The 18,709-nt window shown below is 65.4% G+C and carries 21 protein-coding genes and 1 tRNA gene; 14 read left to right on the forward strand and 8 right to left on the reverse strand.

The annotated features are described in order from the left end of the window. Nucleotides 1-339: an ISC system 2Fe-2S type ferredoxin gene (gene fdx / locus RXV79_RS10165; RefSeq protein WP_316703313.1), complete on the forward strand. Its 339-nt coding sequence runs from the start codon at nucleotides 1-3 to the stop codon at nucleotides 337-339. A 127-nt stretch (nucleotides 340-466) separates the two neighbouring features. On the opposite strand, the gene RXV79_RS10170 is transcribed toward fdx, so the two are convergent. From RXV79_RS10170 to RXV79_RS10205, 8 genes are all read right to left on the reverse strand, one after another. Beyond that, nucleotides 467-925 (reverse strand): chemotaxis protein CheX, encoded by a 459-nt coding sequence (locus RXV79_RS10170; RefSeq protein ID WP_316703314.1) that lies wholly within the window; start codon nucleotides 923-925, stop codon nucleotides 467-469. Next, on the reverse strand, nucleotides 922-1,296 hold the full coding sequence (locus tag RXV79_RS10175) for a response regulator transcription factor (RefSeq protein ID WP_316704070.1): 375 nt from the start codon (nucleotides 1,294-1,296) through the stop codon (nucleotides 922-924). Before RXV79_RS10175 ends, RXV79_RS10170 begins: the two co-directional genes overlap by 4 nt. 5 nt (nucleotides 1,297-1,301) lie before the next feature. Further along, the gene (locus tag RXV79_RS10180) at nucleotides 1,302-3,446 is read right to left on the reverse strand and encodes an ATP-binding protein (protein ID WP_316703315.1); all 2,145 of its coding nucleotides are present in this window, start codon (nucleotides 3,444-3,446) and stop codon (nucleotides 1,302-1,304) included. Between the two features lie 95 nt (nucleotides 3,447-3,541). Then, nucleotides 3,542-4,342: an ABC transporter ATP-binding protein gene (locus tag RXV79_RS10185; RefSeq protein ID WP_316703316.1), complete on the reverse strand. Its 801-nt coding sequence runs from the start codon at nucleotides 4,340-4,342 to the stop codon at nucleotides 3,542-3,544. Between the two features lie 19 nt (nucleotides 4,343-4,361). Further along, nucleotides 4,362-5,267, reverse strand: a complete 906-nt coding sequence (gene ntrB, locus RXV79_RS10190; RefSeq protein ID WP_316703317.1) for a nitrate ABC transporter permease — start codon at nucleotides 5,265-5,267, stop codon at nucleotides 4,362-4,364. Between the two features lie 30 nt (nucleotides 5,268-5,297). Next, a complete protein-coding gene (locus RXV79_RS10195) occupies nucleotides 5,298-6,545 on the reverse strand; it encodes a CmpA/NrtA family ABC transporter substrate-binding protein (protein WP_316703318.1) in 1,248 nt (415 codons plus the stop codon). Between the two features lie 254 nt (nucleotides 6,546-6,799). Further along, nucleotides 6,800-7,450: an ANTAR domain-containing response regulator gene (locus RXV79_RS10200; RefSeq protein ID WP_316703319.1), complete on the reverse strand. Its 651-nt coding sequence runs from the start codon at nucleotides 7,448-7,450 to the stop codon at nucleotides 6,800-6,802. Nucleotides 7,451-7,528: 78 nt separating this feature from the next. Continuing rightward, a complete protein-coding gene (locus RXV79_RS10205) occupies nucleotides 7,529-7,816 on the reverse strand; it encodes a hypothetical protein (protein ID WP_316703320.1) in 288 nt (95 codons plus the stop codon). 202 nt (nucleotides 7,817-8,018) lie between these two features. Between RXV79_RS10205 and tsaD the strand changes: the two genes are divergently transcribed. The 13 genes from tsaD (at nucleotide 8,019) to nuoE (ending at nucleotide 18,701) form a co-directional block, all read left to right on the forward strand. Next, a complete protein-coding gene (gene tsaD / locus RXV79_RS10210) occupies nucleotides 8,019-9,050 on the forward strand; it encodes a tRNA (adenosine(37)-N6)-threonylcarbamoyltransferase complex transferase subunit TsaD (RefSeq protein WP_316703321.1) in 1,032 nt (343 codons plus the stop codon). Continuing rightward, a complete protein-coding gene (locus RXV79_RS10215; protein WP_316703322.1) occupies nucleotides 9,047-10,198 on the forward strand; it encodes a pyridoxal phosphate-dependent aminotransferase in 1,152 nt (383 codons plus the stop codon). The genes tsaD and RXV79_RS10215 overlap by 4 nt, the downstream gene beginning before the upstream one ends. 148 nt (nucleotides 10,199-10,346) lie before the next feature. Further along, the gene (gene rpsO / locus RXV79_RS10220; protein ID WP_316703323.1) at nucleotides 10,347-10,616 is read left to right on the forward strand and encodes a 30S ribosomal protein S15; all 270 of its coding nucleotides are present in this window, start codon (nucleotides 10,347-10,349) and stop codon (nucleotides 10,614-10,616) included. Between the two features lie 205 nt (nucleotides 10,617-10,821). Then, nucleotides 10,822-12,942: a polyribonucleotide nucleotidyltransferase gene (gene pnp / locus RXV79_RS10225; RefSeq protein ID WP_316703324.1), complete on the forward strand. Its 2,121-nt coding sequence runs from the start codon at nucleotides 10,822-10,824 to the stop codon at nucleotides 12,940-12,942. Nucleotides 12,943-12,985: 43 nt separating this feature from the next. After that, nucleotides 12,986-13,972, forward strand: coding sequence for an NAD(P)H-quinone oxidoreductase (locus tag RXV79_RS10230; protein WP_316703325.1), 987 nt, complete (start codon nucleotides 12,986-12,988; stop codon nucleotides 13,970-13,972). Nucleotides 13,973-13,991: 19 nt separating this feature from the next. After that, a complete protein-coding gene (gene tpiA, locus RXV79_RS10235) occupies nucleotides 13,992-14,732 on the forward strand; it encodes a triose-phosphate isomerase (protein ID WP_316703326.1) in 741 nt (246 codons plus the stop codon). A gap of 38 nt (nucleotides 14,733-14,770) precedes the next feature. Continuing rightward, entirely contained in the window at nucleotides 14,771-15,181 is a 411-nt protein-coding gene (gene secG / locus RXV79_RS10240; RefSeq protein WP_316703327.1) for a preprotein translocase subunit SecG, read from the forward strand. A 161-nt stretch (nucleotides 15,182-15,342) separates the two neighbouring features. Continuing rightward, nucleotides 15,343-15,427: transfer RNA gene (locus RXV79_RS10245), tRNA-Leu, on the forward strand. Nucleotides 15,428-15,486: 59 nt separating this feature from the next. Then, nucleotides 15,487-15,846: an NADH-quinone oxidoreductase subunit A gene (locus RXV79_RS10250; RefSeq protein WP_201804163.1), complete on the forward strand. Its 360-nt coding sequence runs from the start codon at nucleotides 15,487-15,489 to the stop codon at nucleotides 15,844-15,846. 15 nt (nucleotides 15,847-15,861) lie between these two features. After that, nucleotides 15,862-16,338, forward strand: coding sequence for a NuoB/complex I 20 kDa subunit family protein (locus RXV79_RS10255; protein WP_201804161.1), 477 nt, complete (start codon nucleotides 15,862-15,864; stop codon nucleotides 16,336-16,338). An 8-nt stretch (nucleotides 16,339-16,346) separates the two neighbouring features. Further along, nucleotides 16,347-16,943, forward strand: a complete 597-nt coding sequence (locus RXV79_RS10260) for an NADH-quinone oxidoreductase subunit C (protein WP_316703328.1) — start codon at nucleotides 16,347-16,349, stop codon at nucleotides 16,941-16,943. A gap of 1 nt (nucleotide 16,944) precedes the next feature. Beyond that, nucleotides 16,945-18,198, forward strand: a complete 1,254-nt coding sequence (locus RXV79_RS10265) for an NADH-quinone oxidoreductase subunit D (RefSeq protein WP_316703329.1) — start codon at nucleotides 16,945-16,947, stop codon at nucleotides 18,196-18,198. Continuing rightward, complete coding sequence (nuoE, locus tag RXV79_RS10270; RefSeq protein WP_316703330.1) at nucleotides 18,195-18,701, forward strand: NADH-quinone oxidoreductase subunit NuoE family protein; 507 nt, start codon at nucleotides 18,195-18,197, stop codon at nucleotides 18,699-18,701. The genes RXV79_RS10265 and nuoE overlap by 4 nt, the downstream gene beginning before the upstream one ends. Nucleotides 18,702-18,709: the final 8 nt, after the last annotated feature.

Here is an 18,709-nt window from a genome sequence, read left to right on the forward strand (position 1 = left end):
ATGCCCGTTATCAAAATCCTGCCCCACCCCGAGTACTGCCCCAAGGGCGCCACGATCGAGGCGCCCACCGGCACGTCGATCTGCGAGGCCCTGCTCGACCATGACATCGAGATCGAGCACGCCTGCGACATGAGCTGCGCCTGCACCACCTGCCACGTGGTGGTGCGCGAGGGCTTCAATTCGCTGGGTGAGATGGACGAGGCCGAAGAAGACCTGCTCGACCGAGCCTGGGGCCTGGAGCCCAACTCGCGCCTGTCGTGCCAGGCGATCCTCGCCCAGCAGGACGTGACGATCGAGATCCCCAAGTACTCGATCAACCACGCCAAAGAGAAGCACTGAGAAAAGAACCCTCTGACCGCATGGGCCAGAGGGTTGGCAAAGGGCAAGGGCCCTACTGAGGAGACAGAAGGCAGGCGATGAGCACCTGCAGTCTCTCAGTCTGCAAGCGCCATGCCTGCTTTGCGCGTCATGCCGCTTCGGCGAGATCCACGCACACCACGCCCGGGTAGCGGTTCCAGCGGAACGTGATCACATAGGGATGCTGCCGCGTGCGCGTGCCGCCAGATGGTTTGCCGTGCACCACCTTGGGCACTGAAATCTCCAGATCCTTGCCCAACGTGCGTCGGGCATTGCCGGCCAGGGTGTTGGCGATCTCGCCCACCGCATCCAGCAGGCTGCTCTGCGACAGGTCGGTTTCCTTCTGGATCAGCAGCAACTCTTTCAGTGCCGCCGCCGGCAGCGACACCACCACCTGCCCGCGGTAGCGCCCCGAGAAGCTCACGATGCCGTTGAAGTCGTGCCCAGGCATCGCATCGACGCCCAGGTAGGCCGAGGTGATCTCGGGCTCGATGCGGCTCGTGACATCGAAATAGCGCCGCACCGAGTCGACGAAGAGCCGCAGGTCGGATTCTTTCAACGCGCTCATAGGTGATGCTCGAAAAGCCCCTTGAGGGCGAGTTGCAGGCCGTCGTCGGTGAAGGGCTTGGGCAGGAAGCCGTGTGCGCCCAGCCGCAGCGCGCGGATGGCGGTCGACTTGTCGTCGAGCGCGCTGATCACGAGGATGCGCGTGCGCGGGTGCATGGCGAGCAGCACCGGAATGCACTCCAGCCCGTCCATCTCGGGCATGGTGAGGTCCATCGTCACGACGTCGGGCGCGGCGGTGCGGGCCGCGCGCAGCGCTTCTTCGCCGTTGCGCGCCAGACCCAGCAGCGTCACCTCGCCAAGCGTGCCGCTCTGCACGACACGCGCGATGCGCGAGCGCACCATGTTCGAGTCATCGACCACCAGCAGCTTCATGCTGCTCACGTCGCCAGCCTCACACGGAAGGTCGTGCCTTCCTGGGCCCGACTCGACACGAGCAGCCGCGCTCCGAGGCGACGCACCTCATGGGCCACGATGTCCAGCCCCACACCGCGACCCGCATGTTCGCCGGTGACTTCGGCCGTGCTGAAGCCCGGCTTGAACACCTGCGCCACGATCTGAGACACGCTCATCTCGGCAAGCTGCGCCTCGTTGAACCAGCCGAGCGAGAGCAGGCGCTGCCGCACGCGCTCGGGGTTGAGGCCGCCGCCATCGTCGCGCACCAAGAGGTGCACCTGGTCGGTCTCGTCGCGGGCCACTTCGACGTCGATGCGAGCCCGCACCGGCTTGCCGCGTGCCTCGCGGGTGGCGGCGTCTTCCACGCCGTGCACGACGGCGTTGCGCACCAGCTGCACCGCGATCTGCGTCAGGGCATCGCGCACGCGGGTCGGCAGATCGGTGATGGCGTCGAGCTTCGCGTGCAGTCGCGCGGGCTTGTCGGTGTCTTCACCGATGCGCTCGACGAGCGCGCTGAGCTGGGCGCCGAGGCCGTCGACACCCGGTTGTGGCGCCACCTGCGGCAGGCGGTGCCGATCGCGCAGCACCGAGCGCTTGAGCGCCTGAAGGCGGGTCAGCAGCTCTTCGAGCGGCAGAGGCAGCGCGAGCAGTGCTTCGCCGCTCATCGAGGCCGCTTCGCGCAGCGGCTGCAGATGAGATTCGAATTCGTGCGCGGTGCTCGCCAAGAGCTCCAGCGAGAGCATCGCGGCTTCGCCCTTCACGGCGTGGACGTGGCGGTAGATGCGGTCGACGGTGCGGCGCAACTGCTTGGCATCGGAGCCGGCATCCACCTGGCGCAGCAGGTCGTTGACCTCGAGCAGGCTCCCCTCGGTGCGCTCGACGAAGGCGGCGAGTGCGGCCGGGTCGGCCTCGAAGGCCTGCACCAGCAGGTCGAACTCGCGCTGGGCGCGCTTCTGTTCGCCCTCGAGCTTGCGTTCGAGTTCGATGCGCGGCGTCACGTCTTGCACGGTCACGAGCAGGTGCTTGACGCTCTTGTCCTCCACCACCCGGCTGAACTGCATCGACAGGAAGCGCTGCCGTTTCTGGCCAAGGGTGTCGGTCTGCGTCAGCTCCACTTCGGTGAGCGGGTTGATGCTCTGCACCAGGTCTTCCTTCACGTGCGGCGTGAAGAGCAGCTCGATGTAGCCGCGGGCGTCTTCCAGCGTCTTGGCCGACACGAGCGGTGAGAGCAGCAGGATGAAGTTGTCGCCGGCCTGGGCCGGTCGACCGAACATGCCGCTCACCGAGTTCGAGATCTGCGTGCCGAGCGTCATCTCGGGTGTCAGCAGGAACAGGCCCTCGCGCACGACGGAAAGGATCTCCTGCGTCTCGCCGCTGGCCTGCTCGACGGCCGCGTCGGACTGGCGCAGGCGTCGGATGAACTTGAAGAGGATGAACAGGAAGTTGAGCAGCGCGAGCACGATGCCGCCTGTCTGCACCATGCGCAGCACCGAGGCGCGCTGCGAGGCGGCGCTTTCCAGGTCGGTGGTGAGCTCGTTCATCATGCCGAGCAGCGCGAGGTTGTTGGCACGGGCGTAGTCGGCGGCGGCCTTCACGTAGGCCGCGTGCGACGCGCTGCCCGACTCGCGCAGCAGGTCCATCTGGCGGCGCCACGGCTCCCAGAGGGCGAGCGCGCGGTTCAAGATGTCGGCGCTTTTCGGCCCCGAGGCTGCGGGCAGGAACACCTGACGGCCGTCGCCGCCGGTCACCTGTGCACCGTTGCGAAAGCCCTGCAGGGTGTTGTCGAAAAGGCGGCTCGCGTTGTGCAGCTCGTCGAGCAGGCTTTGCGGGATCGGCCCGCTGGCCGACGCCAGCTCGCTCGCATACAGCGCCTTCGACATGCGCTGCGACAGCATGCGCTGCCGGCCGGCGAGGTTGATGGAGACGGCATCTTCGGCGATCTGGAACGACACGTAGAAGTTCAAGACCAGCACGGCCAGGTCGAAGAGCAGGAAGAACGCGACCGCGATGATGATCTCGCGGTACTTGCCCAGGTTGAGCTGCACCTTGCGGCCGGCGCGCCGCAGCAGCGGTGGGGCGGATGGAAGGGCAGGGGAGATCGCAAGACCGGGCGCGCCGGGTGATGACATGGGTCCTCCTCAATCACGCGTCATGCGTGTGACTGTTATTCGCAAGCAAGCCGCAGGCCTTCCCGCCCGCGGCGCTTGCCCCAACGACTCGCGGCTCAGGCGGCCGCTTTTTCCACGTGACCGTGGCGTGTGTACAGGAAGTCGAGAACTTCCTTGCGGTAGTGGACGTAGCGCGTGTCTTCAGCGAGGTCCACGCGGTTGCGCGGGCGCGGCAGGTCGATCGCCAGGATCTCGCCGATGGTTGCGGCCGGGCCGTTGGTCATCATCACGATGCGGTCGGAGAGCAGCACAGCCTCGTCCACATCGTGCGTCACCATCACCACAGTGCTCTTGGTGCGGGCCACGATCTTCAGCAGCTCGTCCTGCAGGTGAGCGCGGGTGAGGGCGTCGAGCGCACCGAAGGGCTCGTCCATCAGCAGCACCTTGGGCTCCATGGCGAGCGCACGGGCGATGCCCACGCGCTGCTTCATGCCGCCCGAGATTTCATGCGGGCGCTTGCTGGCCGCATGGCCCATGTTGACAAGCTCGAGCGCTGCATTGGTGCGCTGCTTCAGTTGGGCTTTGCTCTCCTTGCCGCCGAAGACACGCTCTACCGCGAGGTGCACGTTTTCGAAGCAGGTGAGCCAGGGCAGCAGCGAGTGGTTCTGGAACACCACCGCACGCTCGGGGCCGGGGGATGCGATCTCGCGGTTGTCGCACAGCAGCGCGCCGCTCGTGGGCAGCGTGAGGCCGGCGATCAAATTGAGCAGCGTCGACTTGCCGCAGCCCGAGTGGCCAATCAGCGTGACGAATTCGCCCTGGGCCACGTCGAGGTTGATGTCGCGCAGCGCATGGAAGCGGCCCTTCTTGGTGTTGAACACCATCTCGGCCTGTTGCACTTGAATGAAGTTCTTCATGGTGTGAGCCTCCGGTCGATCAGGTTTCGGCGTAGGTGAACTTCTTGGCGACGGTGACGAGCAGCCACTCGAGCAGCAGGCCCACGATGCCGATCACGAAGATGGCGATGAGGATGTGCGTGACGTTGAGGTTGTTCCACTCGTCCCACACCCAGAAGCCGATGCCCACGCCGCCGGTCAGCATCTCGGCCGCGACGATCACGAGCCAGGCGGTGCCCACCGAGAGGCGCACGCCGGTGAGCATGTAGGGCAGCACGGCGGGGAAGAGGATCTGCGTGATCACCTTCCACTCGGAGAGGTTCAACACGCGCGCCACGTTGAGGTAGTCGCTCGGCACACGCTGCACACCCACCGCGGTGTTGATGATCATCGGCCAGATGGAGCAGATGAAGATCGTCCAGATCGCGGCCGGGTTCGCAGCCTTGAAGACCAGAAGGCCGATGGGCAGCCAGGCGAGCGGCGACACCGGGCGCAGCAGGCTGATGAGCGGCGACACCATGTTCGACAGGAAGGCGAAGCGCCCGATCATGAAGCCCATCGGGATGCCAACGAGTGCTGCGAGGCCGAAGCCCACCGCTACCCGCTGCAGCGAGAAGAGGATGTTCCAGCCGATGCCCTGGTCGTTGGGCCCCTTGCTGTAGAACGGGTCCGAGAAGACCTTGATGGCTTCGTCGAAGGTCGCGCCGGGCGTCGGGAAGTTGCCGCCCTTCATCGTCAGCAGGTGCCAGATGCCCACCAGCAATGCGATGCCGATGATGGGTGGCAGCACCTTGAGCCAGAGGGCCGACCAGTCGAACGGCATGGTGGCCGGCTTCGGTGACGGAGCGGCCACGGCCGCGGCCGGCTTGGTGGCATTGGCGGCTGCGCGGGCCGCACGCTCTTGCTTGGAGGCGTCGAGCGGAGAGTGGAAGACTGCACTGACCATGGCTTACTCCTGCTGTGATCGGGTGGGAAATCAGGCCTTGATGGCAAAACCGTCGGCGTACTTCTTCGGGTCCTTGCCGTCCCAGACCACGCCATCGATCAGCTTGCTCGTGCGCATCACGTCCTTGGGCACGCTGATCTTCATCGCCGAAGCCACCGACTTGTAGAGATCGATCTGGTTGATCTGCTTGGCGACGTTGAGGTAGTCGGGGTGTTCCTTGATCAGGCCCCAGCGCTTGTGTTGCGTGAGGAACCACATGCCATCGCTGAGGTACGGGAAGTTCACCGCACCGTCGTTGAAGAATTTCATGTGGTTGGGGTCGTCCCAGGTCTTGCCCAGGCCGTTCTGGTAGCGACCGAGGATGCGTTGGTTGATCGCGTCGACGCCGGTGTTGACGTAGCTCTTGTCGGCCACCGTCTCGGCCATCTTCATCTTGTTCTGCAGGCCGGCGTCGATCCAGCGGCCGGCTTCCAGGATCGCCATCATCACGGCGCGTGTGGTGTTGGGGTACTTCTTGACGAAGTCACCCGTGGTGCCGAGCACCTTCTCGGGGTGGTCCTTCCAGATATCTTGCGTGGTGACGGCGGTGATGCCGATGCCGTCCATGATGGCGCGGTGGCCCCAGGGCTCTCCCACGCAGAAGCCGTCCATGTTGCCCACGCGCATGTTGGCCACCATCTGCGGGGGCGGCACGGTGATGGCCTTGGCGTCCTTGAAGGGGTTGATGCCGGCGCTGGCGAGCCAGTAGTAGATCCACATCGCGTGGGTGCCGGTCGGGAAGGTCTGCGCGAAGGTGTATTCGCGCTTCTCGGCCGCCATCACCTTCGCGAGGCTCGGGCCGTCGACGGCGCCCTTGTCGGCGAGTTTTTTCGACAGCGTGATCGCCTGGCCGTTGTTGTTGAGGGTCATCAGCACGGCCATGTCTTTCTTGGGGCCGGCAATGCCGAGGTGCACGCCGTAGATCAGGCCGTAGAGCACGTGCGCCATGTCGAGCTCGCCGTTGACGAGCTTGTCGCGCACACCGGCCCACGAGGCTTCCTTCGTCGGGATGATCTTCACGCCGTACTTCTTGTCGAAGCCCAGCACTGAGGCCATCACGACGGAGGCGCAGTCGGTCAGCGGGATGAAGCCGATGCGGACTTCTTCTTTCTCGGGCTTGTCGGATCCTGCGGCGTAGACGGCGGTGTTGAGGCCGGGGACGAGGCCGGCGGCGCTTGTGGCAGCGGCGGCTTTGATGACGGTTCGGCGGCTCATGTGTGCCTTTCGATCAATGGTCATGGCGTGGTCTCGGTACGTGGATGAATGACGAAAGCGAAAAACAAAAAGGCGTCCGCACTTGCTGGGGGTTAGCCCAACGCGTGGGGACGCCGTCGTCCTGTCAGCAAGGCACCGTCATTGGTGCGTTGTCGATGTCTTCAGAAGATCGCCGTTGACCTTCTGCCCTTCAATTCGCAAGGCCCGTGCCAGGGCCGTTCATGAGGTTTGTGGTGTTGCATTGCACCAAGGCGGTGTGCAAATGCCGGCGCCGCACCTCAGCCGAGCAGGTCGCTCACATCAATGAGGCGCTGCGCCACATCAGCCAGCTTCAGGCGCTTCTCCATTGCGGTGCGTCGCAACCTCGCATACGCCTCTTCTTCGCTCAGGCCGTGGTGGCGGATGAGCAGTGCCTTGGCGCGGTCGATCAGTTTGCGGTCCGACAACTCGGTGCGTGCGTCGGCCAGCTCGCGGCGAAGCCCTTCTTCGTGCTGGAAGCGCGCCATGGCCACGTCGAGCACGGGCTTCACGCGTTCGGGCGCGAGGCCTGCCACCACATAGGCGGTCACGCCGGCCGCGATGGCCGCGCCCACGTGGGTCGTGTCGTCGTCGTTGGTGAAGAGCACGATGGGGCGGCGCTCCTCGCGCGTCGCCATCACCACGTGCTCCAGCGTATCGCGCGCCTGGCTCTCGGCGTCGACGATGATCATGTCGGGCGCGATCTGAGCGAGGCGGTCGGGCAGGAACACGTCGGCCGGCAGCACGGCCACGATGTTGTAGCCGTGCTCCAGCAGGCCGATGCGCAGCGCGCGCGAACGTTCCGCCTCGGTGCCGGCGTCAGGGTCGGACGCATCGGGCGCGAGGTCTGGCGCCACGATGACGATGCGCAAGGTGGTCGACGGAATGGCAGGGCGCAGGGGCGCTTTCATGGTGCATGAGTGAGCAACATCCACGCCAGAAAGCAAAAAGCCCGCGGGAGGCGGGCTTCGTGAAGGAGTTGGCAGAACTCAGCGGTTGTCGGCCGAGGCGTTGAGCGCCTTGCGGATCCAGCCGCCCAGCGGGCGCAACGAGCCGAAGACGGAGTCGTTGGCGAAGAGTTCGCGGTCGATGAGCAGGTCGCGGGCCTCGAGCATGTCGAGGAACTCGCGCACCTCCTGGCGCTTGAGGCCACTGGCCGACACGAGCTGGGCGTGCGTCATGTAGCGGTGCGACAGGTCGGTCAGCATGCGCCGGTAGGCCATGCGGTGATACGGCGCGGGCAACTCGGCCCAGGCCAGGAGACGGTATTCCTTCATGTGGATCCCCCAACGACTCTCATATTTGTGCCCCGGCGCACGCAGGTTTCGGGCCGGGACGCGCAGGGTAGAGCGCCAATGCGGTGCACGGGAAGCGGGTCGTGGGCCCATCCTGCGGTATTCGCGGGAAAACACCGATGCGAAGCTGTAGGGATCCACAGGCATTCAAGGGCGAAGTGTTGCGCTCGGTACACTCTTCCGAATGAACGTACTGGGAGTCGAGTCGTCGTGCGACGAAACAGGTGTGGCCTTGGTCGATGCCGATACGAGCGGCGTGCCGAAGCTCCTGGCCCAGGCCCTGCACAGCCAGATCGACATGCACCAGGCCTATGGCGGCGTGGTGCCCGAGCTCGCCTCGCGTGACCACATCCGACGTGTGCTGCCGCTGACGGGGCATGTGCTGTCCGAGTCGGGCCGCAGCCTCGAAGACATCGACGTGGTGGCGTACACCCGTGGCCCTGGGTTGGCCGGCGCGCTGCTGGTGGGCGCGGGTGTGGCTTGTGCGCTGGCGGCAGCGCTCGGCAAGCCGGTGGTGGGCGTGCATCACCTGGAGGGGCATCTGCTGTCGCCGTTCCTGGCGGCCGATCCGCCGGAGTTTCCGTTCGTGGCCTTGCTGGTGTCGGGTGGGCACACGCAGCTGATGCGCGTCGATGACGTCGGCAGCTACGAGTTGCTGGGCGAGACCATCGACGACGCGGCGGGCGAGGCCTTCGACAAGTCGGCCAAGATGCTCGGCCTCGGGTACCCGGGGGGGCCGGCGCTCGCACGGCTGGCCGAGTTCGGCAGCGGCGACGCCTTCGAACTGCCGCGCCCGCTGCTGCACAGCGGCAACCTCGATTTCTCGTTCGCCGGGCTGAAGACGGCGGTGCGCACCCAGGTGCTCAAGTTCGGCACCAACGTCTGCGAGCAGGACAAGGCACATCTGGCGGCCTCGACCCAGCAGGCGATCGTCGACGTGCTGGTGAAGAAATCGCTGGCGGCGCTCAAGCAGACGGGGCTCAAGCGCCTGGTGGTCGCGGGCGGGGTGGGGGCCAACGCGCGCTTGCGCGAGCAACTCAACGCCGCCTGCGCGAAGCGGGGCGTGAAGGTGCACTACCCGGAACTCGCGCTGTGCACCGACAACGGCGCCATGATCGCGCTCGCGGCGGCGATGCGGCTCCAGCGGGGCTTGGCGCAGCCGCGGCAGGAGTACGGGTTCGATGTGCAGCCGCGCTGGGATCTGTCGACCGTATGAGAAAGGCGATTGCGGGCCTGCCGGCCTCCAGGATCCGCGAAGTGGCCAACGCTGGCCTCGGCCGCAGCGACGTGCTGGCCTTCTGGTTCGGCGAGAGCGACGAGGTCACGCCCAGCCTGGCGCGCGACGCGGCCATCGCGTCCTTGCAGGCGGGTGAGACCTTCTATTCGCACAACCTCGGCCTTCCGGCGCTGCGCGAGGCGCTGAGCGCCTATACGAGCGAGCTGCACCGGCCGGTGGAAGTGGAGCGGATCGCGGTCACCTCGTCCGGCGTGAGCGCGCTGATGATCGCAGGCCAGCTGATCCTGGAGCCGGGCGACGACGTCGTGGCCGTGGTCCCGGTGTGGCCCAACGTGACGGCGCAGCCGGTGATCCTCGGCGCACGGGTGACGCGCATGTCGCTCGCCCCGCGCGACGGCGCCTGGGTGCTCGATCTGCAAGCGCTGCTCGACGCCATCACGCCGCACACGCGGGCCGTGATCCTGAATGCGCCCAACAACCCCACCGGCTGGACGCTCACACACGACGAGCAGCGTGCCATCCTCGACCGATGCCGCCAGACGGGCACCTGGATCCTGGCCGACGAGGTCTATGAGCGCCTCTATTTCGAGCCCGGAAGCCGGACAGCTCCAAGCTTCCTCGACATCGCAGACCCGACCGACCGCTTGATCGTCGCGCACAGCTTCTCGAAGAGCTTCCTCATGACCGGCTGGCGCCTGGGCTGGCTGGTGTTGCCCGAGGGACTGTCGGGCGAGGTGGCCAAGCTGATCGAGTTCAACACCTCCTGCGCCCCGGTGTTCGTGCAAAAGGGCGGCCTCGCGGCCTTGTCGGAGGCGGGTGAGTCGGTGCCCGGGCTCGTCGCCCGGCTTCAGGCCTGCCGCGACACGCTGGTCCCGCGCCTGGCCGCGCTCCCCGGGGTCACCGTTGCCCTGCCGCGAGGCGGGATGTACGCCTTCTTCCGGGTCGACGGGGAAGACGACTCGCTGGCTTTCGCAAAACGGCTGGTGGAACGCCACGGGCTCGGGCTCGCACCCGGTTCGGCCTTCGGCGACGAGGCCGAAGGGTGGCTGCGCTGGTGCTTCGCCGCCCGCGACCCCACGCGGCTCGTGCAGGGCGTGGGCCGGCTGGCCGACGCCCTTCGGCTATAATCGACGGGCTTTGTGCCGCCGGTCTGCCGGTGGCCCATCGCATTAGCACGGCGCGGGAAGGTTTCTCCCGCTACCGCAAGTCGCAACACCGGAAACCGCAGCGTCATCATTTGCAGGCGCCGGCGACCGGATTTTTCTGGAAACTGACATGTCTGTCGCTGATCTGAACAAGGCCGAAATCGTCAAGGCCAACGCCCGCGGTGCCGCCGATACCGGCTCCCCCGAAGTCCAAGTCGCACTGCTGACTGCTCGCATCAACGAGCTGACCCCCCACTTCAAGACCCATCTGAAGGACCACCACGGCCGCCGTGGCCTCCTGAAGATGGTCAACACCCGCAAGAGCCTCTTGGCTTACCTCAAGAACAAGGACGCAGAGCGCTACACCGCTCTGATCCAGAAGCTGGGTCTGCGCAAGTAAACCGAAGCGAAAAGTGAAGAGCCTGTCTGGACCTGCCAGCACAGGCTCTTTGCATTTGGAGACCGACAGCCACTGATGACGATGTGTCATTCCACCGGCGCTTCAACCGAAGCAGAGCCCCGCTGGAATGGCATCGCGCCAGGTTGTTGTGCTCCGGGCAGAAGGCGCCGCCCGTGAAGGCGCTGACAAGCAATAGGAGAGACGCATGAGCATGTTCAACAAAGTCACCAAGACCTTCCAATGGGGCCAGCACACCGTGAAGCTGGAAACGGGCGAGATTGCCCGCCAGGCTTCCGGCGCGGTGCTGGTCGATGTCGAAGACACCGTGGTGCTCGCCACCGTCGTGGGCGCCAAGAACGCCAAGCCCGGTCAAGACTTCTTCCCCCTGACCGTCGACTACCTCGAAAAGACCTATGCCGCTGGCAAGATTCCCGGCAGCTTCTTCAAGCGTGAAGGCCGCCCGAGCGAACTCGAGACGCTGACCTCGCGCCTGATCGACCGCCCGCTGCGCCCGCTGTTCCCGGATGGTTTCTACAACGAAGTGCAGGTCGTGATCCACGTCCTGTCGCTGAACCCCGAAGTCTCGGCCGACATCCCGTCGCTGATCGGTGCGAGCGCTGCGCTGGCCATCTCGGGCATTCCGTTCAACGGTCCCATCGGCGCTGCGCGCGTGGGCTACATCAACGGCCAGTACGTGCTGAACCCCGGCAAGACCCAGCTGCTTGACTCGCAGATGGACCTGGTGGTCGCTGGCACGCAAGCCGCCGTTCTGATGGTGGAAAGCGAAGCGCAGCAGCTGAGCGAAGAAGTGATGCTTGGCGGCGTGGTCTTCGGCCACGAGCAAGGCAACATCGCCATCGCCGCGATCAACGAGCTGGTGCGTGACGCCGGCAAGCCGGCCTGGGACTGGCAGCCGCCCGCGAAGGACGAAACCTTCATGGGAAAGGTGACCGCGCTGGCCGAAGAGAAGCTTCGCGCCGCCTACCAGATCCGCTCCAAGCAGGCCCGCACGCAAGCGACCCGCCAGGCCACCGCCGACGTCTTCGCCGCGCTGGACGCTGAAGGCACCGCCTATGACAAGGTGAAGGTCGAGACCATCCTGTTCGAGATCGAAGCCCGCATCGTTCGCAGCCAGATCCTCTCGGGCGAGCCCCGCATCGACGGCCGCGACACCCGCACCGTGCGCCCCATCGAGATCCGCAACGGCGTGCTGCCGCGCGTGCACGGCTCGGCACTGTTCACACGTGGCGAGACGCAGGCGCTGGTCGCGGCCACCCTCGGCACCGACCGCGACTCGCAGAAGATCGACGCGCTGGCGGGTGAGTTCAGCGAGCACTTCATGCTCCACTACAACATGCCCCCGTTCGCCACCGGCGAAACCGGCCGCGTGGGCTCGCCGAAACGCCGCGAGATCGGCCACGGCCGCCTGGCCAAGCGGGCGCTCGTCGCCGTGCTGCCGGATCGTGTCGAGTTCCCGTACTCGATGCGCGTGGTCTCAGAGATCACCGAGTCGAACGGCTCCTCTTCGATGGCCTCCGTCTGTGGCGGTTGCCTCGCGCTGATGGACGCTGGTGTGCCGCTCAAGGCGCACGTGGCCGGCATCGCCATGGGCCTGATCAAGGACGGCAACCGTTTCGCCGTGCTGACCGACATCCTCGGTGACGAAGATCACCTGGGCGACATGGACTTCAAGGTGGCCGGCACCACCGCCGGCGTGACCGCCCTGCAGATGGACATCAAGATCCAGGGCATCACCAAGGAAATCATGCAGGTGGCTCTGGCCCAGGCCAAGGAAGCCCGCCTGCACATCCTCGGCAAGATGACCGAAGCGATGGGTGAGGCCAAGGCCGAGGTGTCGCAGTTCGCGCCGCGCCTGTACACGATGAAGATCAACCCCGAGAAGATTCGTGACGTGATCGGCAAGGGCGGCGCCACCATCCGCGCGCTGACCGAAGAGACCGGCACCACGATCGACATCGGCGAAGACGGCACCATCACCATCGCCTCGGCCGATGCCGACAAGGCGGCCTACGCCAAGAAGCGCATCGAAGAGATCACCGCCGAGGTGGAAGTGGGCAAGATCTACGAAGGCCCGGTCACCAAGATCCTGGAGTTCGGTGCGCTCGTGAACCTGCTCCCGGGCAAGGACGGCCTGCTGCACATCAGCCAGATCGCGCACCAGCGTGTCGAAAAGGTCACCGACTTCCTGAAGGAAGGCCAGATCGTCAAGGTCAAGGTGCTCGAGACCGACGAGAAGGGCCGCGTCAAGCTGTCGATGAAGGCGCTGATCGAACGCGAGCCGCAGGCTTCCGCCACGCAGGAGTGATGCTGCTGGGCGGTGTGTCTGCCGCCCAGCGAATCGTTGTGCCATGAAAGCCATCGAAATCTCGTCCTACGGCAAGCCGGACGTGCTGCGGCCGGCCGAACGTCCTACGCCCTCTGCGGGCGCGGGTGAGGTGCTGATCCGCGTGAGCGCTTCGGGGGTCAATCGGCCCGATGTGCTCCAGCGCAAGGGGCACTATCCGGTGCCGCCTGGTGCGTCTGACCTGCCGGGGCTCGAAGTCGCGGGCGTCATCATCGATGGCGACCGCGAAGCGATGCGCGCTGCGGGCTTCAAGCCCGGTGATCGTGTGTGTGCGTTGGTGGCCGGTGGTGGTTATGCCGAGCAGTGCGTGGCGCCGATCGGGCAGTGCCTGCCGGTCCCGGGCTCGCTGAGCGATGTCGAAGCCGCCAGCTTGCCGGAGACCTTCTTCACTGTCTGGTCGAACGTGTTCGACCGTGGCGGGCTGCAGGCGGGCGAGACCTTCCTCGTGCAAGGTGGCACCAGCGGCATCGGCGTGACGGCCATCCAGCTCGCTAAGGCGGCCGGTGCGATGGTGATCGCGACGGCCGGGTCCGACGAAAAGTGCGATGCATGCCGCGCGCTGGGAGCCGACCACGCGATCAACTACCGCAGCCAGGATTTCGCGGCGGAAGTGGCGCGCATCACCGAGAAGCGCGGCGTTAATGTCGTGCTCGACATGGTGGCCGGCGAGTACGTGGCGCGCGAGCTGGGCTGCCTCGCCGAAGATGGCCGGCTCGTGATCATCGCGGTGCAAGGCGGCGTGGAAGCGCGCATCGATGCGGGTGTCGTCATGCGCAAGCGCCTCACCGTCACCGGCTCGACGCTGCGTCCGCGCCCGGTGGCGTTCAAGGCGGCGATTGCACAGGCACTGCGCGCAAAGGTATGGCCGTGGCTGGCGTCGGGTGCTGTCAAGCCGGTGATCTTCAAGACCTTCCCGGCCGAACAGGCAGCGCAGGCCCACGCGTTGATGGAATCGAACGAGCACATCGGCAAGATCGTGCTCACCTGGTGAAACTCTAGGAACTGAATTGATGCGTCGCAAACTGGTGGTTGGCAACTGGAAGATGAACGGCGGCCGTGTGGCCAACGCCGAGTTGCTGGCCGCATTGAAGGAAGCTGAGCCGTGGGATGCCGCGGTCGCGGTGTGTGCGCCATTTCCTTATCTCGCCGACACGGCGCTGTCGCTGCAGGGCAGCCGGATGCAATGGGGCGCGCAGGACTGCTCGGCCCACGAGTCGGGCGCCTACACCGGTGAGGTGTCGGCTGGCATGCTGGCCGAGTTCGGCTGCCACTTCGTGATCGTGGGTCACTCCGAGCGCCGCGCGTTGCACGGGGAGTCTGACCAGTTGGTGGCCGACAAGGCCAAGATTGCGCTGGCCCACAAGCTCACGCCGATCGTGTGCGTCGGCGAAACCCTCGCCGAGCGTGAAGCAGGGCAGACCGACGCGGTCGTCAAGCGCCAGCTGTCGGCGGTGATCCACACGCTCGGCCATTGCATCTCGCAGGTGGTGGTGGCGTATGAGCCGGTGTGGGCGATCGGCACAGGCAAGACGGCCACGCCCGAGCAGGCGCAGGCCGTGCACGCCGTGCTGCGTGCGCAACTGCATGCCGCCACGGAGAAATCGGCCGAGATGCTGATCCTCTACGGCGGCAGCGTGAAGGCCGACAACGCCAAGCAGCTGTTCGCACAAGGCGACATCGACGGTGGCCTCATCGGTGGTGCGTCGCTGAAGGCGGCCGATTTCGCCGCCATCTGCAAGGCCGCCGCCTGAGCGCCGGCCCTCAAGAACAAAACCAGGAGCTCGTAGCAATGCAAGTGTTGATGAATGTCGTGTTGGTGGTGCAGATCCTCGCAGCGCTGACGATGATCGGATTGGTGCTGATCCAGCACGGCAAGGGTGCGGACATGGGCGCGTCCTTCGGCAGTGGTTCGTCGGGCAGCCTTTTCGGGGCGACGGGCAGCGCCAACTTCCTCTCGCGCTCGACGGCCGTGTGCGCCGCCATCTTCTTCTGCTGCACGCTCGCCCTGACGTACTACTCCAGTGGTCGCTCGGCGTCGAGCACCGGCAATAGCGTGCTCGATCGCGCAGGTGCGGCACCTGCCGCTGCCAGCGCAGCGGCAAGTGCGCCCGCCGGTTCGATCATTCCGGGTGCCGTGCCTGCTGCGTCGGCCCCTGCGCCCGTGGCGTCTGGCCCGGCGCAGATCCCGGTCGACAAGTGATGTGACGCGCCGGGCGTTTGCCCGGCGTCAAATCACGCTGTAGGTAATACTGCAGCAGTGAGTTTGCGTGGTGTTTGAGGTTAGAATTGCGGGCTGTCTGGTGAGCTACTCCTCATGCAATCCAGGCGCCGTTGCTGGTAGTTGAACGGCAGACCCGTTAGGCCGACGTGGTGAAATTGGTAGACACGCTATCTTGAGGGGGTAGTGGCGAAAGCTGTGCGAGTTCGAGTCTCGCCGTCGGCACCAGATCTATCGACAAGGTACCTACCCGGCGCCTTGTCGAAATCACCAGCCCAGACGCCACCATGAACCTCGGCCCCTACCTTCCTGTGATCTTGTTCATCCTGGTAGGTGTGGCAGTAGGTGTGGCGCCCCAGGTGCTGGGTTTCCTTTTCGGGCCGCGTCGTCCTGACGCCGCCAAGAACTCCCCCTACGAATGCGGTTTCGAGGCGTTTGAAGACGCTCGCATGAAGTTCGACGTGCGCTACTACCTGGTGGCCATCCTCTTCATTCTCTTCGACCTCGAAATCGCGTTTCTTTTCCCCTGGGCCGTGTCGCTGCACGAGATCGGCGCTGCCGGCTTCTGGGCCATGATGTTGTTCCTGGGCATCCTCGTCGTCGGCTTCGCCTACGAGTGGAAAAAGGGCGCCCTCGACTGGGAATGATCGCGAGGTAGTACCGTGGGTATTGAAGGTGTCCTCAAGGAAGGCTTCATCACGACCAGTGTTGATGCCCTCGTGAACTGGTCCAAGACCGGATCGCTGTGGCCCATGACCTTCGGTCTGGCCTGTTGCGCGGTCGAGATGATGCATGCGGGCGCGGCCCGCTATGACATCGACCGCTTCGGCATGCTGTTCCGTCCAAGCCCGCGCCAGAGCGATCTGATGATCGTGGCCGGCACGCTGTGCAACAAGATGGCGCCGGCGCTGCGCAAGGTGTACGACCAGATGGCCGAGCCGCGCTGGGTGCTCTCGATGGGCTCCTGCGCCAACGGTGGCGGCTACTACCACTACAGCTATTCCGTCGTGCGCGGTTGCGACCGCATCGTCCCGGTCGACGTCTACGTGCCGGGTTGCCCGCCCACCGCAGAAGCGCTGCTCTACGGCATCCTGCAGCTGCAAACCAAGATCCGCCGCGAGAACACGATCGCCCGCTGAGCGCCCGCATGAGCAGACTCGACACACTCCAAACCGCTCTTGAGGCCGCGCTCGGTGACAAGATCAAGTCGCTGGTCAAAGACCGCGGCGAGATCACCATCACCGTGTCCGCCGCCAACTACCACGACGTCGCCACCCAGCTGCGCGATGACGGCACGCTTTACTTCGAGCAACTCGTCGACCTCTGTGGCGTCGACTACTCCTCGTACAAGGACGAGCCGCGCGATGGGCCCCGTTTCGCCGTCGTCTCGCACCTGCTGTCGGTGCGCCACAACTGGCGCGTGCGCCTGAAGGTGTTCTGCCCCGACGACGACCTGCCCTCCGTGGCGGCGCTCACGCCGGTCTGGAACTCCGCCAACTGGTTCGAGCGTGAGGCTTTCGACCTCTACGGCATCCTCTTCGAAGGTCACCTCGACCTGCGCCGCATCCTCACGGACTACGGCTTCATCGGCCATCCGTTCCGCAAGGATTTCCCGGTCAGCGGTCACGTCGAGATGCGCTACGACCCCGAGCAGAAGCGCGTGATCTACCAGCCGGTGACCATCGAGCCGCGCGAAATCACGCCGCGCATCATTCGCGAAGACAACTACGGCGGCCTTCACTGACATGGCTGAGATCAAGAATTACACGCTGAACTTCGGGCCCCAGCACCCAGCCGCACACGGCGTGCTGCGCCTCGTGCTCGAACTCGACGGCGAAGTCATCCAGCGTGCCGACCCGCACATTGGCCTGCTGCACCGCGCGACCGAAAAGCTCGCCGAGACACGCACCTACATCCAGTCGCTGCCCTACATGGACCGGCTGGACTACGTCTCGATGATGTGCAACGAGCACGCCTATTGCCTCGCCATCGAGAAGCTGCTGGGCATCGAGGTGCCCGAGCGCGCGCAGTACATCCGCGTCATGTTCTCCGAGATCACCCGCTTGCTGAACCACCTGATGTGGCTCGGCGCGCACGGCCTCGACTGCGGCGCGATGAACATGCTCATCTACTGCTTCCGCGAGCGTGAAGACCTGTTCGACATGTACGAGGCCGCTTCCGGCGCCCGCATGCATGCCGCCTACTTCCGACCGGGCGGCGTCTACCGCGACCTGCCGGACTCGATGCCCCAGTACAAGGCCTCGAAGATCCGCAATGCGCGCGCGCTCGCGCAGATGAACGAGAACCGCCAGGGCACGCTGCTCGACTTCATCGAGACCTTCGCGAACAATTTCCCAAAGCGCGTCGACGAATACGAGACCCTGCTCACCGACAACCGCATCTGGAAGCAACGCACCGTCGGCATCGGCGTCGTCTCGCCCGAGCGTGCGCTGAACCTAGGCTTCACCGGCCCGATGCTCCGCGGCTCTGGCATCCAGTGGGACCTGCGCAAGAACCAGCCCTATGACGTCTATGGCCGCATGGACTTCGACATCCCGCTGGGCAGCAACGGCGACACCTACGACCGCTACCTCGTGCGCGTGGAAGAGATGCGCCAGGCCAACCGCATCATCCAGCAGTGCGTGAAGTGGCTGAAGGCCAACCCTGGCCCGGTGATCACCGACAACCACAAGGTCGCACCGCCGTCGCGCGTGGACATGAAGTCCAGCATGGAAGAGCTGATTCACCACTTCAAGCTCTTCACCGAAGGCTTCCACGTGCCGGAGGGTGAGGTCTACTCGGCTGTCGAACACCCGAAGGGCGAGTTCGGCATCTACATCGTGAGCGATGGCGCCAACAAGCCGTATCGCCTGAAGATCCGTCCGCCCGGCTTCCCGCACCTCGCGGCGCTGGATGAAATGTCGCGCGGCCACATGATCGCCGACGCGGTCGCCGTGATCGGCACCATGGACATCGTGTTTGGAGAGATCGACCGGTGAGCGCCGCAACCGCAACCCTCAGCGAGGCCACGCGCGCTCGCTTCGACCGCGAGGTCGCCAAGTACCCCGCCGACCAGAAGCAGTCGGCTGTGATGGCTTGTCTGGCCATCCTGCAGCAGGAGCAGGGCTACGTGTCGGCCGACGGCGAGCGCCTGGTCGCCGACTACCTCGGCATGCCGCCCATCGCGGTGCACGAGGTCACGACCTTCTACAACATGTACAACCAACAGAAGCTGGGCACCTTCAAGCTCAACGTCTGCACCAACCTTCCGTGCCAGCTGCGCAACGGGCAGGGCGCGCTCAACCACCTGTGCGAGAAGCTCGGCGTGGAAGAGGGCGGCACCACCGCTGACGGCATGTTCACCGTTCAGAAGAGCGAGTGCCTGGGTGCCTGCGCCGACGCGCCGGTGATGCTGGTCAACGATCGCCAGATGTGCAGCTTCATGGACAACCAGCGGCTCGACTCGCTGGTCGACACCCTGCGCGCCGGCGCCAAGAAGTGAGTTCGACG

This window comes from Piscinibacter gummiphilus, from assembly GCF_032681285.1.
GTDB lineage: Bacteria > Pseudomonadota > Gammaproteobacteria > Burkholderiales > Burkholderiaceae_C > Rhizobacter > Rhizobacter gummiphilus_A.